Origin of the sequence: Psychrobacter sp. ER1, from assembly GCF_048631835.1 — a bacterium.
GTDB lineage: Bacteria > Pseudomonadota > Gammaproteobacteria > Pseudomonadales > Moraxellaceae > Psychrobacter.
This window is the reverse complement of the sequence record NZ_CP184640.1, coordinates 530,854-544,691: the sequence shown is the minus strand read 5'-3', so window position 1 is coordinate 544,691 and position 13,838 is coordinate 530,854. Positions and strand designations below refer to the sequence as shown.

The 13,838-nt window shown below is 43.8% G+C and carries 10 protein-coding genes and 2 pseudogenes; 8 read left to right on the top strand and 4 right to left on the bottom strand.

All coding sequences use genetic code 11. The features are described from left to right. Positions 1 to 193: 193 nt before the first annotated feature. Positions 194 to 1,630, top strand: coding sequence for an FAD-binding oxidoreductase (locus ACOBWA_RS02460; protein WP_420230128.1), 1,437 nt, complete (start codon positions 194 to 196; stop codon positions 1,628 to 1,630). A gap of 156 nt (positions 1,631 to 1,786) precedes the next feature. Here the strand turns inward: ACOBWA_RS02460 and ACOBWA_RS02455 are convergent, their stop codons facing one another. Continuing rightward, positions 1,787 to 2,356, bottom strand: a complete 570-nt coding sequence (locus ACOBWA_RS02455; RefSeq protein ID WP_420230127.1) for a BLUF domain-containing protein — start codon at positions 2,354 to 2,356, stop codon at positions 1,787 to 1,789. 621 nt (positions 2,357 to 2,977) lie between these two features. Between ACOBWA_RS02455 and ACOBWA_RS02450 the strand changes: the two genes are divergently transcribed. From ACOBWA_RS02450 to lspA, 5 genes and pseudogenes are all read left to right on the top strand, one after another. Continuing rightward, a complete protein-coding gene (locus ACOBWA_RS02450) occupies positions 2,978 to 3,214 on the top strand; it encodes a hypothetical protein (RefSeq protein WP_420230126.1) in 237 nt (78 codons plus the stop codon). Positions 3,215 to 3,294: 80 nt separating this feature from the next. Next, positions 3,295 to 4,530, top strand: a complete 1,236-nt coding sequence (locus ACOBWA_RS02445; RefSeq protein WP_420230125.1) for a carbon-nitrogen hydrolase family protein — start codon at positions 3,295 to 3,297, stop codon at positions 4,528 to 4,530. 158 nt (positions 4,531 to 4,688) lie between these two features. After that, positions 4,689 to 5,237, top strand: a complete 549-nt coding sequence (locus ACOBWA_RS02440) for a protein disulfide oxidoreductase (protein ID WP_420230124.1) — start codon at positions 4,689 to 4,691, stop codon at positions 5,235 to 5,237. Between the two features lie 450 nt (positions 5,238 to 5,687). Beyond that, a pseudogene (gene ileS / locus ACOBWA_RS02435) lies at positions 5,688 to 8,548 on the top strand (isoleucine--tRNA ligase). Beyond that, a complete protein-coding gene (gene lspA / locus ACOBWA_RS02430) occupies positions 8,541 to 9,215 on the top strand; it encodes a signal peptidase II (protein WP_420230123.1) in 675 nt (224 codons plus the stop codon). The pseudogene ileS and the gene lspA overlap by 8 nt, the downstream one beginning before the upstream one ends. A 112-nt stretch (positions 9,216 to 9,327) precedes the next feature. Here lspA and ACOBWA_RS02425 read toward each other — a convergent pair whose 3' ends face one another. Then, complete coding sequence (locus ACOBWA_RS02425) at positions 9,328 to 10,134, bottom strand: Hint domain-containing protein (protein ID WP_227543694.1); 807 nt, start codon at positions 10,132 to 10,134, stop codon at positions 9,328 to 9,330. Between the two features lie 20 nt (positions 10,135 to 10,154). Continuing rightward, a complete protein-coding gene (locus ACOBWA_RS02420; RefSeq protein WP_420230122.1) occupies positions 10,155 to 10,823 on the bottom strand; it encodes a DUF1294 domain-containing protein in 669 nt (222 codons plus the stop codon). A 183-nt stretch (positions 10,824 to 11,006) separates the two neighbouring features. On the opposite strand from ACOBWA_RS02420, the gene ACOBWA_RS02415 reads away from it, so the two are divergent. Both ACOBWA_RS02415 and ACOBWA_RS02410 read left to right on the top strand, forming a co-directional pair. Beyond that, positions 11,007 to 11,504: an FKBP-type peptidyl-prolyl cis-trans isomerase gene (locus tag ACOBWA_RS02415; RefSeq protein WP_420230121.1), complete on the top strand. Its 498-nt coding sequence runs from the start codon at positions 11,007 to 11,009 to the stop codon at positions 11,502 to 11,504. 47 nt (positions 11,505 to 11,551) lie between these two features. Further along, on the top strand, positions 11,552 to 12,592 hold the full coding sequence (locus ACOBWA_RS02410) for an aldo/keto reductase (protein WP_238051668.1): 1,041 nt from the start codon (positions 11,552 to 11,554) through the stop codon (positions 12,590 to 12,592). A gap of 172 nt (positions 12,593 to 12,764) precedes the next feature. Here the strand turns inward: ACOBWA_RS02410 and ACOBWA_RS02405 are convergent. Further along, a pseudogene (locus tag ACOBWA_RS02405) lies at positions 12,765 to 13,564 on the bottom strand (lysophospholipid acyltransferase family protein). Positions 13,565 to 13,838 lie beyond the last annotated feature (274 nt).

Sequence of the window (13,838 nt, the reverse complement as noted above, 5' to 3'; positions counted from 1 at the left end):
AATTTTTATGCTATAGTGAATTATTCTGTTTGAAACCGCTCGAATCAATTATTTATTACTTACCTCTTCTTATAGGTAAAAATTATCATCCACTTATTACCTCTACGAGCTGACTCACCACTGAATTTATAGTTATTTCGCTATATAATAAGCAGTCCCAGCATCGTGCTTACGCCAATATTGAGATTTGACCATGACGCCAACTACCGCTCAGAACACATCCGAAACCAATGCCGTGCAAACCATCTTGAGCACGCTTACTGATACCCATGATTTTGACCCGACCCAAATCAAAACCGATGCTGAGAGCTTAGAGCATTGGGGCAAAGACTGGACCAAGCACTTTGCTCCTGCTGCTGCTGCCATCGTTTTTCCAAAGACCACCGAACAAGTACAGACTATCGTACTGCTGGCCAATGAGCACAACGTCGTCCTCACCCCAAGCGGTGGTCGTACAGGCCTGTCTGCTGGTGCTGTCGCAGCCAACGGTGAAATCGTTGTTAGCATGGATAAAATGAACCAGATTGGACAGTTCTATCCTGCCGATCGAATAGTTGAAGTCGAAGCCGGTGTCGTCACCCAGCAGTTGCAAGAATTCGCTGAATCAAAAGACCTATATTACCCTGTCGACTTTGCCTCAGCAGGCTCTAGTCAGATAGGCGGCAACATCGGCACCAACGCAGGCGGTATCAAAGTCATTCGCTATGGTATGACTCGTCAATGGATCATGGGTCTGACTGTCGTCACGGGTAAAGGTGATATCTTACAACTGAATCGCGGCATGGTAAAGAATGCCACCGGTTATGACTTGCGCCAATTATTCATCGGTAGTGAAGGCACACTTGGCCTTGTCACTCATGCGCAAATAAAGCTTGAGCGTCAGCCCCAAGACTTAAACGTCATGGTGCTTGGCATGGACAGCTTTAACGATGTAATGAACGTACTCTCTGCCTTTCAAGCACAAATTGATTTGACCGCTTTTGAGTTCTTTGACGATGTAGCGATTGATAAGCTGATGGCACATGGTCAAGTACAAGAGCCGTTTGAGTCACGTACCAAATTCTATACGCTATTAGAGTTTGAAGCGCCTTATGAGCCAATCATGGACAAAGCCATGGCCATATTTGAGCATTGTATGGAGCAAGGTTGGGTCGTCGATGGTGTCATGAGTCAGAGCTTGGCACAGGCCGAAGAGCTGTGGAAACTACGTGAGTATATCTCTGAGACCATCTCAGTCTTTACCCCTTATAAAAACGATGTATCTGTCCTAATTAGTCATGTGCCAGAGTTTATCACTGAGATTGATCATATCGTCAGTAGCAACTATCCTGACTTTGAAGTCTGTTGGTTTGGTCATATCGGTGATGGCAATTTGCATCTCAATATTCTAAAACCAGAAAACATGAGCAAAGATGATTTCTTTGCTGAGTGTCAGATTGTCAATAAATATGTGTTTGAGACAGTGCAGAAATATGGTGGTTCAGTGTCTGCTGAGCATGGGGTTGGTATGACAAAGAAGCCGTATCTGCACTATAGCCGCAGTGAGACTGAGATTGAGTACTTAAAAGAAGTCAAAAAAGTATTCGATCCAAACAACATTATGAACCGCGGTAAGATTTTTGATATGTGATTAGGTTGTGAACGCTAAACGCTTAACCCAAATAAAAAGACGCTAACCCGAGAAGCTAGCGTCTTTTTATTACTTTATAATTCGCAAAAACTACGATTTATAAATATAACAGTATCAGTGCGACGACCAGTAGTATGCTCAAAAACCCTTGAATAATCAGAAACGCCTGATGCGGTGCCGCGATATGACGCACCATATTACCCAATGCATTATAAGTAATACCTGCCGCCTTAATATGGGGTGGACTATCGAAAGTTTTGATAATTTGCAAAAACTGCTCAGTCCGATCAGACGACCAGCCGTGCGGCGCAAATGGTAAAAACGGAGATAATTGTACGGCCTGTTTCTTGGTCGCGGGGACCACAACCAACGCTCTAAAAACAGCAAGCGCATACGCCAGTCGGCAAAGCTGCGATGATTGATGACTTGTAATAGCAACACTTCTACATTCTTATGACGACTATCGACAAAGATACGCTCTTGCAGATTAAATACGTCTGACTTTTTGCCTTCAATACATTGCAGAAAATGACCATTGCCGTAGCATAGTGTGCCTGTGATGTTATTCTGCTGATTGTAGTTACGTGCATGACCTTCTACTTCATCAAAGATAGAGGTGCTCAAACGCGAGCCAAGAGTCAGCGTACTGACATAAACCAACTGAACCAAAGCGGAGTCATCTATGTCATCCCACTTCATGATTCTATTGGTATGATTTAAAGGCATAATAAAATAATCCTAAGAAGCCGATGAGATACGGCTAAACGAAACAAGCAACACAATACTATGCCTGAGTTGAACCAAAAAATTGACTCACAAAAACGTAGCAAATATTTACTACGTGAGACTGTTATTACCGTTACAGCTTGCTATGATAACAAGCAAAACAAAAGGTGCTGATTAGATATTATTTAGATTCTATATTGAGATAGTAAATAACAAGAAAGTCGCAGGTACAATGATAATGCAGAGTTGTGCGCTTATCGATGTTTACTAACCCTATAGGTATAGAGTGATGTAGATTGTGGCAGTCGCTATCCTTTAGCCCTCTACGTTAATCGAAACAAGCACCAAACATAATGAGTAAAACAGTCTAAGATATCAACATAACCTATTGTAAATATGGCAATAAATTATTGTAACGACAATATCTTCCTATTGGAATGTTTTTATTACTTTTTTGCACAAAAATCGGCACATCAATGTGCTATGACCCCATTATTTGATACCCCTACATTCAATAGCTATTTAAAACAGGAAACTTATGAGTAAGATGGAAAAATTAGATGATTTTCACCTCACGATTGCTGAGATTAAGAAAAAGATTACCCACAATTAAAAGCCTTGATGGATCGTGTCTATGTAAACTTGGGTGGCGCATGGTCAAAGACAACCATTCATACTTTGATTGACGCGTTCCCTGAAGGTCAGATTGCCTTGTTTGATCACGATCAGCTGATTGGTATCGTGCTCTCTATGCGCGTTGACTATGCCAAGTTTTCAAACCCGCATACCTATGATGATTTGATTGGACAAAAGAAATCATCAGAGACAATCCAGAAGGTGATGCAATCTATGGTTTAGATGCGCTCATCGACCCTGATTATCGCGGCTACCGTCTCGGTCGCCGCCTCTATGACGCTCGCAAAGAGTTGTGTCGTCAGTTGAATTTCCGCGCTATATTAGCTGGCGGACGTATACCTAACTATCATAACCACAAAGATCTGACTCCGGGCGAATATATTGATGCCGTTGAAAGCCGTGAAATTCACGATTCAGCTTTGTCGTTCCAGTTGTCTAATGGCTTTATCGTTAAGCGTATCTTGACCGCTTATCTGCCAGATGATAAGCAGTCAAAAGGCTTTGCTACCTTGCTTGAGTGGGCAAATATCTACTACGAGCCTAAAGACTATAAGCCTAATACTCGCAAGTCTGAGGTGCGTATTGGTGGTATTCAGTGGCAGATGCGTGAAGTCGAATCACCTGAAGAATTACTGCAACAGGTTGAGTTCTTTGTCGACATCATGGCTGACTACAACTCAGACTTTGCCTGCTTACCAGAGTTTTTCAATGCGCCATTGATGGGTCTATGCGAAGAAACCGATCAAAATATTGCCATTCGATTTTTGGCGGGTTATACCGAGTGGTTCAAAAACGAAATCTCGCATTTAGCCGTCAGTTATAACGTCAACGTCATTACCGGTTCGATGCCGTTACTAGATGAAGACGATACCTTGTATAACGTCAGCTATTTATGCCGCCGCGATGGTACCGTTGAAGAGCAACGCAAAATTCATATTACCCCGCATGAGCGCAGCGCTTGGGTAATCGAAGGTGGCGATGAAGTCAAAGTGTTTGATACAGATGCGGGTCGTATCGGTATCTTGGTCTGCTACGATGTTGAGTTCCCTGAGCTTGCACGTCTAATGGCACTTGATGACATGGATATCTTGTTTGTGCCCTTCTGGACCGACACCAAAAACGGCTATCTACGTGTCCGCCACTGTGCACAAGCCCGTGCTATCGAAAACGAATGCTATGTGATGATTTGCGGTTCAGTGGGTAACTTACCGCAAGTTGAGAGTTTGGATATTCAGTACGCTCAATCGTCGATCTTTTCACCGTCAGATTTTGCATTCCCACATGATGCGATTATGGCAGAGACCACTGCCAACACGGAGATGGTGTTCTTCTCTGATGTAAACTTAGACAAGCTTACTCACGTTCGTCATGAAGGCTCAGTACATAACCTGATTGACCGCCGTGATGATTTGTTCAGCTTAAAGTGGAAGCGCAAGGCCAAAGTGCCAGCTAGCAAGTTAAGTGATGCAGAACGCCGTGAAAATTCAGGTAGCGTGCTTATTGGTGATCCATTACAAAACCGAGCACAAAAGCCATAATAGGTTGACGTCGCACACTTATAGTAGACTTTATAAATAATACGGCTGATTTTCAGCCGTTTATTTTTATCTACTGCCTACTCTTCGTGCAATGACCATATAGGCAATCACGATAAGCCATCATTTGAAAATAACTTGTAAACTAAGAAACGGACGTCATGACGACTGATATTGAGAAGACAGAAATAAAGCCAAAGAAGCAGCCGAAGCGAAAGATCATTTCGATACTTAAAACGATAATGTTATATGGTCTTATGTTTGTCGTGATCTATAGCGTGGTCAATTGGTGGCGACAGCCTGTCATGCCCGCCAATCCTCAGTTGCAACTGACCGACTATCAAGGGCAAACTATCGATCTAGCAGCGATGAGTAACGAGCGGCCTACGCTGGTATACTTTTGGGGTACGTGGTGTTCAGTCTGTAGTTTTACTTCGCCAACCATCAATAAACTAGCAGCAGATAACTATCCTGTTGTCACTGTTGCCGTACAGTCAGGCTCAAACCAAGAGCTACGCAGCTACCTCGATCAACATCATTTTGACTTCACCACCATAAACGATCAACAAGGCAATATCTTTGCAGATTGGCAAGGACAAGTCACACCGTCCTATGTGGTATTAGAGAATGGCGAGATGACACAAGGGCTAACAGGGATTCAGCCATTATGGTCATTGAAACTGCGCTTATGGTTGGCGTCTGTTTTTTAGTACTTGAGCCGTACTGTATGTTTCAATAAATAAGCATTTAAGGAGCTTATAGCTGCATCTTTGCTAAGGATATATGACACAGATAAACGATTGATATTGGACAAAATTGGGTCGACCTCGCACAGCTCTTTTTACCCTACCCTTTTTGTCATATAATAGCTGCCGATCTAAATATTTTTTTGAATTATTTTTACTAGCATATTTTATGTTGCAATCGTCTCGTTACCATTTATTATTGACGTAACTATTTACCGACTAATGAGCGACAATGGGTATTTATTGACATGATGGTTGATAAACCGACTATGATGAGCAATATACCTACTATTAGTAATTAAGCATTATCAATACCGCGTGACCCTCAGTACTATATTGAACTACATTGAACATCGAGCCTTGTATCCGGTTTTGAACCGACACACAAACCTACCTTTTAAAAAGATACCTTCTATGACTGATAAAAGCACTGACACACCAAGCCAAGATTACAAAGACACGCTGAACCTTGCGGATACGCCATTTGCGATGCGCGCAAACCTTGCCAAACGCGAGCCAGATTGGTTGGCTGCTTGGGAAGCGGATGACGTCTACGGTAAAATTCGTCAGGCGCGTGCTGGTGCAACCAAATATATTTTGCACGATGGCCCTCCATACGCCAACGGTCAGATTCACTTGGGTCATGCGGTCAATAAAGTACTAAAAGACATTATTGTAAAATCAAAAACCTTATCAGGATTTGATGCGCCTTATGTCCCTGGTTGGGATTGTCATGGTCTGCCAATCGAACAAAAAGTCGAAGCCAAGGTCGGTAAAGTCGGTCAAAAAGTGTCTGCGACCGAATTCCGTGGTCTATGCCGAGAATATGCGAGTACTCAGATTGAACTGCAAAAGGCAGACTTCAAGCGTTTGGGTGTGTTTGGTGATTGGGACAATCCTTATCTGACCATGAACTTTCATCAAGAAGCCAACATCGTACGTGCGCTTGCCAAAATCTATGACAATGGTCATGTGACTCGCGGTATGAAGCCAGTTAACTGGTGCTTGGACTGTAGCTCTGCCCTAGCAGAAGCAGAAGTAGAATATCAAGACAAAGTCTCTGACGCGATCTATGTCAGCTTTGATGTGCTCGGTACGGACAAAGTAGCCGCATTGGCAGATATCGCAGACAACATCGCTGCTGTTATTTGGACCACCACGCCATGGACGTTACCTGCCAACCAAGCTATCTCAGTACATCCAGAGCATAACTATAGCGTGGTCGCTACCGAAAAAGGCAACCTGTTACTCGCAGCGGATCTTGTCGAAACTGCGTTGAACGAACTTAAACTAGAAAATAACGGCATCCTAGCAACTGTATCAGGCAGCGAGCTTGAAGGCTTACATGCCCAGCATCCACTGATTGAAGACCGTCAAGTACCGCTCATCTTGGGCGATCATGTGACTACTGATAGTGGTACTGGTCTGGTACATACGGCACCTGGTCACGGTTTAGACGATTATATTGTTGGTCTAAAATACAACTTACCAGTGGAAAACCCAGTAAGCGGTACAGGCGTTTATTTAGATAGCGCTGCTGTATTTGCAGGCGAGCACATCTATAAAGCCAATCCAAAAATCATCGCTGCCCTGCATGAGAACGGTCACTTAATCAGCCATACCAAAATTGAGCATAGCTATCCGCATTGCTGGCGTCATAAGTCGCCAATCATTTTCCGTGCTACGCCTCAGTGGTTTATCAACATGGAAACCAAAGGCTTACGTGCTCGCGCGCTTGCTGATATTCCTACAGTCAACTGGACGCCAGCGTGGGGACAAAACCGTATCGAATCAATGATGACGGGTCGTCCTGATTGGTGTATCTCACGTCAGCGTACATGGGGCGTACCGATTACTTTCTTTACGCACAAAGAAACAGGCGAGCTGCATCCAAATACGCTTGAGCTGATGGAAACTGCAGCGCAAAAATCAATGAAGGCGGCGTAGAAGCGTGGTTCGATGCTAGCTGTGAAGATTTCTTAGGCAGTGAAGCCGCTGACTATGACAAAGCAACTGACACATTGGACGTTTGGTTTGACTCAGGCACCACGCATTTTGCGGTACTTGATCAGCGTGATGAATTGACCAATCCAGCTGATATGTATCTAGAAGGCTCTGACCAACATCGCGGCTGGTTCCAGACCTCACTACTAACGTCAGAAGCAATGTATGAGCGCCCACCGTTTAAGCAAGTATTGACCCATGGTTTCGTGGTCGATGAAAACGGTCGCAAGATGAGTAAGTCACTGGGCAACATCATCACCCCGCAAGAAGAGATCAATAAGACAGGCGCAGATATGCTGCGTCTGTGGATTGCCTCAAGTGACTATCGTTATGAGATGAGCGCGGGTAAGACGGTCTTTAAAGGTGCGATCGATATGTATCGCCGTATCCGTAATACCTTACGTTTCTTGCTTGCCAATACCGATGACTTCAATCCAGCGACCGACAGTATTGATATCAATGAATTGGTTAGCCTTGATAAATTCATCATTGAGCGCTCACAAACCGTACAAGCGCAAATCATTAGCGCTTATGATGCAATGGACTTCCACCAAGTCACTCAGCACGTGACGGCGTTTTGCTCGCAAGACTTGGGTAGCTTCTATCTAGATATTATCAAGGATCGCCAGTACACCACGCAGGCAGATGGTCAGCCTCGTCGCTCTGCACAGACGGCTATCTACCATATTACTCATGCGCTGATTCGCTGGATCACACCGATCTTATCATTCACGGCGCAAGAGGCATGGGAAGTACTGAACCAACGTGAGGCGGATAAAGGCGGCTATGTATTCACTCAAGAGTGGTACGAGTTCCCAGCGTTTGAGCTAAGTGCTATTAGCAATGATGACTGGCAGCGCATCATGTTCGCCAAAGACATGGTGAACAAACATATCGAGACTGCACGTGGCGAAAAAATCATCAATGCCAACTTGTCTGCCGACGTGAGTCTATACGCTGACGGTGCTATGCATGAGAGCTTAGCTAAGCTTGATGAAGAGCTACGTTTTGTACTAATTACTAGTAACGCTGCACTAAAGCCAATGAGCGAAGCACCTACTGATAGCATCGCACAGACAAAAGAAGTGACCGACACCAATACCGAAGAAGCTGTAGACTTAGTGGTGCAAGTAAGCGCAGCTACTGGTACTAAGTGCGTACGCTGCTGGCACATTCGTGATGACATCGGTACAGATAGCGCACACCCTGAACTATGCGCGCGCTGCGTGACCAATGTTAGTGGCGATGGCGAGGTGCGTCACTATGCCTAACCCAACTGATTCGCCTGAAAGCCAGCGTGACCAGCAGCCGCAGGTTGAGATTGACCATTCGCCTAAGCCTGCTCATGCAACCACAGGTAGCTCGACTACGCCTAGAAGTCGCCTGACCAAGTCAACAAATAGGACACCAAAGCTGGTGGCCAATGGCAGTCGTGCGCTTGTATGGTATATATTGGCATTGGTTATTGTCATTATCGATCAGTGGACCAAGTGGTTGGCAGAAACCAAACTGACCTTTCATGATCCAGTGCCGGTAATTGAGCCATTTCTCAATTGGACATTGGCTTATAACTACGGCGCGGCATTTAGCTTTTTGGCGGATGCTGGTGGTTGGCAGAAGTGGTTTTTTTCAGGACTGGCTTTACTCATGTCGTTGTTTCTAATCATTTATCTGATTAAAGCACCGCGCAAAGCCACGCTGTTATCTTTCGGTCTAGCCTTAGTATTGGGCGGTGCAGTTGGTAATTTAATCGACCGCTTACTACATGGTCATGTTATTGATTTTATCCATGTGCATTATGCTGATGTCTGGCATTATCCGATTTTTAATATCGCGGATATCGGTATATCTATCGGTGTACTATTGATTGTCATTGATATGCTATTTTTGGAAAAAAGCGTGAAATGCCGCAGTAATAATTCTAAATACTATTATTAATATCGTTCAGCTTATAAATAAAAAGGTGGGTTACGCAGTCGTAATCCACCTTTTTTATTTACTATTTCTGACGATTGAATATGTATGCTAATTTGACCTATCTGCACAATTTCTATTCATGCACCCAAATACCAGCCTCACCGACAAAGTAAGTATGAGTATCTGCTACCTCAATGTTATATACCGTCATAGTAAGAGAACCTTCGCCCTCTTCCCAATCTATAGTATCAGGATCTTTCCATTCGCCTTGGCGGAAGCCAAAGAACTCAGCATGTTCACGTTCGTCTTCAGGTGTTTGTTCTAATAGGCGTTGCTCCCACTCCTCATCATGCTCATATAACTTGTCTGTCACTGCTTGATAAGTGACGCTATTCTGAAGCTCCTCGCCTGTTGTTAAATCAATTAGACTGCCATATTGAGCAGGAACGTCTTCATCGAATTTTGGTACGAAACCAATATTGGATCTATCCGTTCTATAAATTTGTCTTAATGATGTAGTGTCATAGGGATTATTGCCAGACTCAGCCGAATATTTAATCAAGTCTTTGTTAATTAAAATATCTTGAGATTTTACCTCCTTCGCTTGAGTCCACTTTGAGCCTTCAGTCCATAGCGGGTGGTTTTTTGTTATCAATAATCGAGTTGAAGGTTGATCATCGACTAACCTCTGAAGTTCAATTTGTTCCTTCATTGGTAATGAAGAATCAATTGCAATCGATAATTCTAACAAATTCACCAACACGCTTTGAGTAACCATAGTATTCGTTACTGCTTTATAAACTAGCTCACCTAAGCCATCAGCTGCCTTAGACAACACTTTATCGCCAATTTTTAGTTGTTCTATTGGTACTAAACCTTTTTCAGTATGTACTAATGTGCCACCAACGAAGCCTGACGTATTCATAATCACATTATCCATATGTGTGTCTTAGTTCTCATTTATAGCAACTCTGATAGTAAATCAGTCAAAGTCTCTAAGACACCACCTGCCAATAAAAACAGTAATCCTGCCATGTTCACAACGACGGTCAAATAATAAGTCACTCGAAACTCGGGTTTTTGTGATTTGTGACGCAGATACGTCTGAGCCAATAGCGCACCTACCCAACCGCCAAGCGCGCTTAATATATGTAATGTAGACTCAGGCGTACGCCAGTCGCCACTTTGCGCAGCAGCTTTGTCTTTGGCATACATGCCATAAGTAATAATCCCTAGCACGGCGTACCAGCCGACCACTAGCCAGCTCAGTTTATCTGTCGCTGCTAATAAAGCTAAGACGCCATAAAAAGCCAGTCCAAGAAACGAACGTTTCTTTTGACCTGCTTCAAACTCTGCCTGATGGCTACGTTTCTGATTGCGCTGACGGATCTGCTGATTTTTTTGTGCCATTTTTTGTTTTACGAACCCAAGTTCTTGTACTTGCGTGGCTCGCTTGCGTCCCTCCGCATCTTGTCCAACGCTAAAGACCACCGCCTCACCGATATTAGGACGGCGCTGAGCCTTAAACTCACTTACATGAAAGAAGACAGACTCGCCCGCTTCAGTTTCAATAAAGCCAAACCCTTTATCGTCCTGCCATTTTTTGACAGTGCCTTGTTGTTTATTCACTACCGACACCTCATATCTTTTAGAATTGCTAATTATAGTACATTATCTGCGTTACATTATTGACGCTTACATCTGACCTTAGATGGCTTATTATTTCTTACACTATAATACTGCAATTAAAGAGACTGTAATCAAACGCATTATTTTCTATTCTTTTATTCTAGCAACCGATGGCTTTTTATTATGACTCAATCTCAATTTATTAACCCAAACGAAGACACTCGTATCGCTCATGGTAGCCTTGTGAAGTTGCACTTTGAAGTTTCACTAGAAAACGGCACTATCATCGACTCAACCTTTAATCGTGATGCACCTGTGACTTTGACCATTGGTGATGAAAGCTTGTTACCTGGTTTTGAGCAGGTACTGATGAATCTACGCGCCGGTGACACTCGTACCGCACACCTTGAGCCAGAGCAAGCTTTTGGCGAGTGGAATCCTGAAAACATCCAACATTTTAGCCGTACTCAGTTTGCGCTAGTCGCTGACAATCCAGAAATTGGCATGATGGTTGAGTTCGAAGACAAAGGTAAAAACACCTTGCCCGGTACGATCAGCGCCATTGATGTTGACCAAGTCGAAGTGGACTTCAATCATCCTCTGGCTGGGCAAGACGTATTATTTAAAGTAAAAATCTTTAAGGTCACACCACCTGGCGTCACTGGTATACAACTTATGTAGTTGCCCAAACGCACAATCCACAATAAAAAACGAGAAAGGACAATCGAATGCAATATACAACGCTACCGCAGCTCGATGAAAAAGTATCTAAGATCTGTCTAGGTACGATGACTTGGGGACAGCAAAATAATAAAGCTCAAGCACATGAGCAAATGGACATGGCACTCTCTGAGGGTGTGAACTTTTGGGATACTGCCGAGATGTACCCATCACCACCAGACAAAGACAAACAGGGTGATACCGAACGATTCATGGGTACTTGGTTTGATAAAACCAAACAGCGTGACAAAGTCATCCTTGCCAGCAAAATATCACCAATGGATTTTTTGCGCGATGGTCAAACACGCTTTAACGCGCAGCATATCAGCAGCGCTATTGACGGCAATCTTGCCCGCTTGCAAACAGACTATATCGATATTTACCAACTGCATTGGCCAGAGCGTCAAGCCAACTTTTTTGGTCAGCGTGGCTATGATGAAGAGATGGCTTCACAGTCATTAGACGATTTAACGCCATTTCTAGAGACTATTCAGGCCCTGAATGATGAGATCAAAAAAGGTCGTATTCGTGCTTATGGTTTATCGAATGATACCGCGTGGGGACTCATGCGCTACCTATGGGAAGCAGATAAAAACGGTCTAATTCCACCACTTACCGTGCAAAACCCATATAGCCTATTAAACCGCTTATACGAAGTCGGTATGGCAGAGATTGCCCATCGTGAAAACGTTGGTCTACTTGCATATTCACCGCTTGGTTTTGGTGTGTTGTCTGGTAAATATCTTGATGGTAAACGTCCAACTGGTGCACGTCTGACTATGTATGATCGTTTCGGTCGTTATGTGAATGAGCAGGCCAAATCAGCCACTGAACAATATGCCAAGATAGCTGCTGATGCAGGTTTGGACATGGCGCAGATGTCGTTAGCCTTTGTGAACTCTCGCCACTTTGTCACCAGCAACATCATTGGCGCAACAACGACCGAACAGCTCAAATCAAACATCGACAGTGTCAATGTGGAGCTAACAGCAGATGTATTAGAAGCGATTGAAGCGGTGCATACACAGCAGCCGAATCCATCGCCATAGTTGGTCTTTTATAAAGATTGGATATTAATAGAGCCTGCTGAATAAATAATATTATGCGTGCTATATTAAATCTCTTATAAAAAGGGCGCAAATCGTTTCGATTTGCGCCCTTTTATTGACTGGCTAAGATTAGCTACACTAGCTCAACTCTAACTAGTTCAACTGTAAATAATCAGTCTTCAACTGGTGCACTAAGGACTCTTGAGTGCAGCTCAGCCAATCCTTCGTTCATGCGTGCTTGCAATAAATTGGTCAGCTCGCTTTTATTACGACCTTCTGGATCTATAGGCGCGAGTGGCAATACGTAAGCGGTCACGTTTTTGCTATCAAGCACTTTCTTCATGCTTTCTTTCATTGTCAGCTTACCATAGTATGGCAATGCGTCGCTTAGTGTGCCGTCTTTATTGACATAAGCGATGATGATCGGTCTGATAGGCACATCAGCATCAATGGCTGCTTGTAGCAATGTTCCATGAATGCGCTTTACTTTTTACCACTGGTGGTGGTCGCCTCAGGGAAGAAAATAATCGAAAATCCTTTGGCTAAAAAGTCAGCAATCTGCGCCGATACTGAGCTTGCATCACCGGAACCACGCTCAATGAAAAGCGTCCCTGCGGCATGGGCAAGTTTGCCAAATACAGGCCATTCACCGATCTCAGCCTTGGATAAAAAGAACGCTGGGCTCACAGTGCCAACGACAGGGATATCCATCCATGACACGTGATTCGATACCCACAAGCCATGGAACTGCTCTACAGGTTCCACTTCTACCACTTTTACCCCAAAAGAGCCTGCCATCTTGCGGCAGAATGTCTGGATATAACGTGGTAGGGTTTCGCGTGGTGGCTGCTTAAATGCACCAATACGCTTTGCCGCGCGTATGCCGCCGACCATGGTCGTGGTCATACCAGCAACCTGACGGCCTCGGCTCAACTGTCGTCTGAGTGAAAAGCTTGATTTAGCTTGGCTCATCTTCGCCCTCATGATTAAATAACGGGTGTTTAATAGTCAAAAAACGAGCCCAGTATAACAAAGTTCACACACTCAGTGATAGCTTGTTCACTCAGTGAGTGCCGACTTTTATACAAACAGGTAATAAAGCAGATTTGTAAAAATTATCCTCAGCAAACGCTGTAACATAAAACCATCGCTAATTATGCTAATACGCTTTAATATCAAGTGATAAGACCATATATAGATAATCATATGAACGCTATGTCAAAGCTTATTGAGCTGATTATAGCGA

What these genes read in the sequence shown, in the direction of transcription:
- ACOBWA_RS02455 (WP_420230127.1), bottom strand. Translation starts at nt 2,356, where the DNA reads ATGCCTTTAAATCATACCAATAGAATCATGAAGTGGGATGACATAGAT.
- lspA (WP_420230123.1), top strand. Translation starts at nt 8,541, where the DNA reads ATGCCTAACCCAACTGATTCGCCTGAAAGCCAGCGTGACCAGCAGCCG.
- ACOBWA_RS02410 (WP_238051668.1), top strand. Translation starts at nt 11,552, where the DNA reads ATGCAATATACAACGCTACCGCAGCTCGATGAAAAAGTATCTAAGATC.
- ACOBWA_RS02415 (WP_420230121.1), top strand. Translation starts at nt 11,007, where the DNA reads ATGACTCAATCTCAATTTATTAACCCAAACGAAGACACTCGTATCGCT.
- ACOBWA_RS02425 (WP_227543694.1), bottom strand. Translation starts at nt 10,134, where the DNA reads ATGGATAATGTGATTATGAATACGTCAGGCTTCGTTGGTGGCACATTA.
- ACOBWA_RS02440 (WP_420230124.1), top strand. Translation starts at nt 4,689, where the DNA reads ATGACGACTGATATTGAGAAGACAGAAATAAAGCCAAAGAAGCAGCCG.
- ACOBWA_RS02460 (WP_420230128.1), top strand. Translation starts at nt 194, where the DNA reads ATGACGCCAACTACCGCTCAGAACACATCCGAAACCAATGCCGTGCAA.
- ACOBWA_RS02450 (WP_420230126.1), top strand. Translation starts at nt 2,978, where the DNA reads ATGGATCGTGTCTATGTAAACTTGGGTGGCGCATGGTCAAAGACAACC.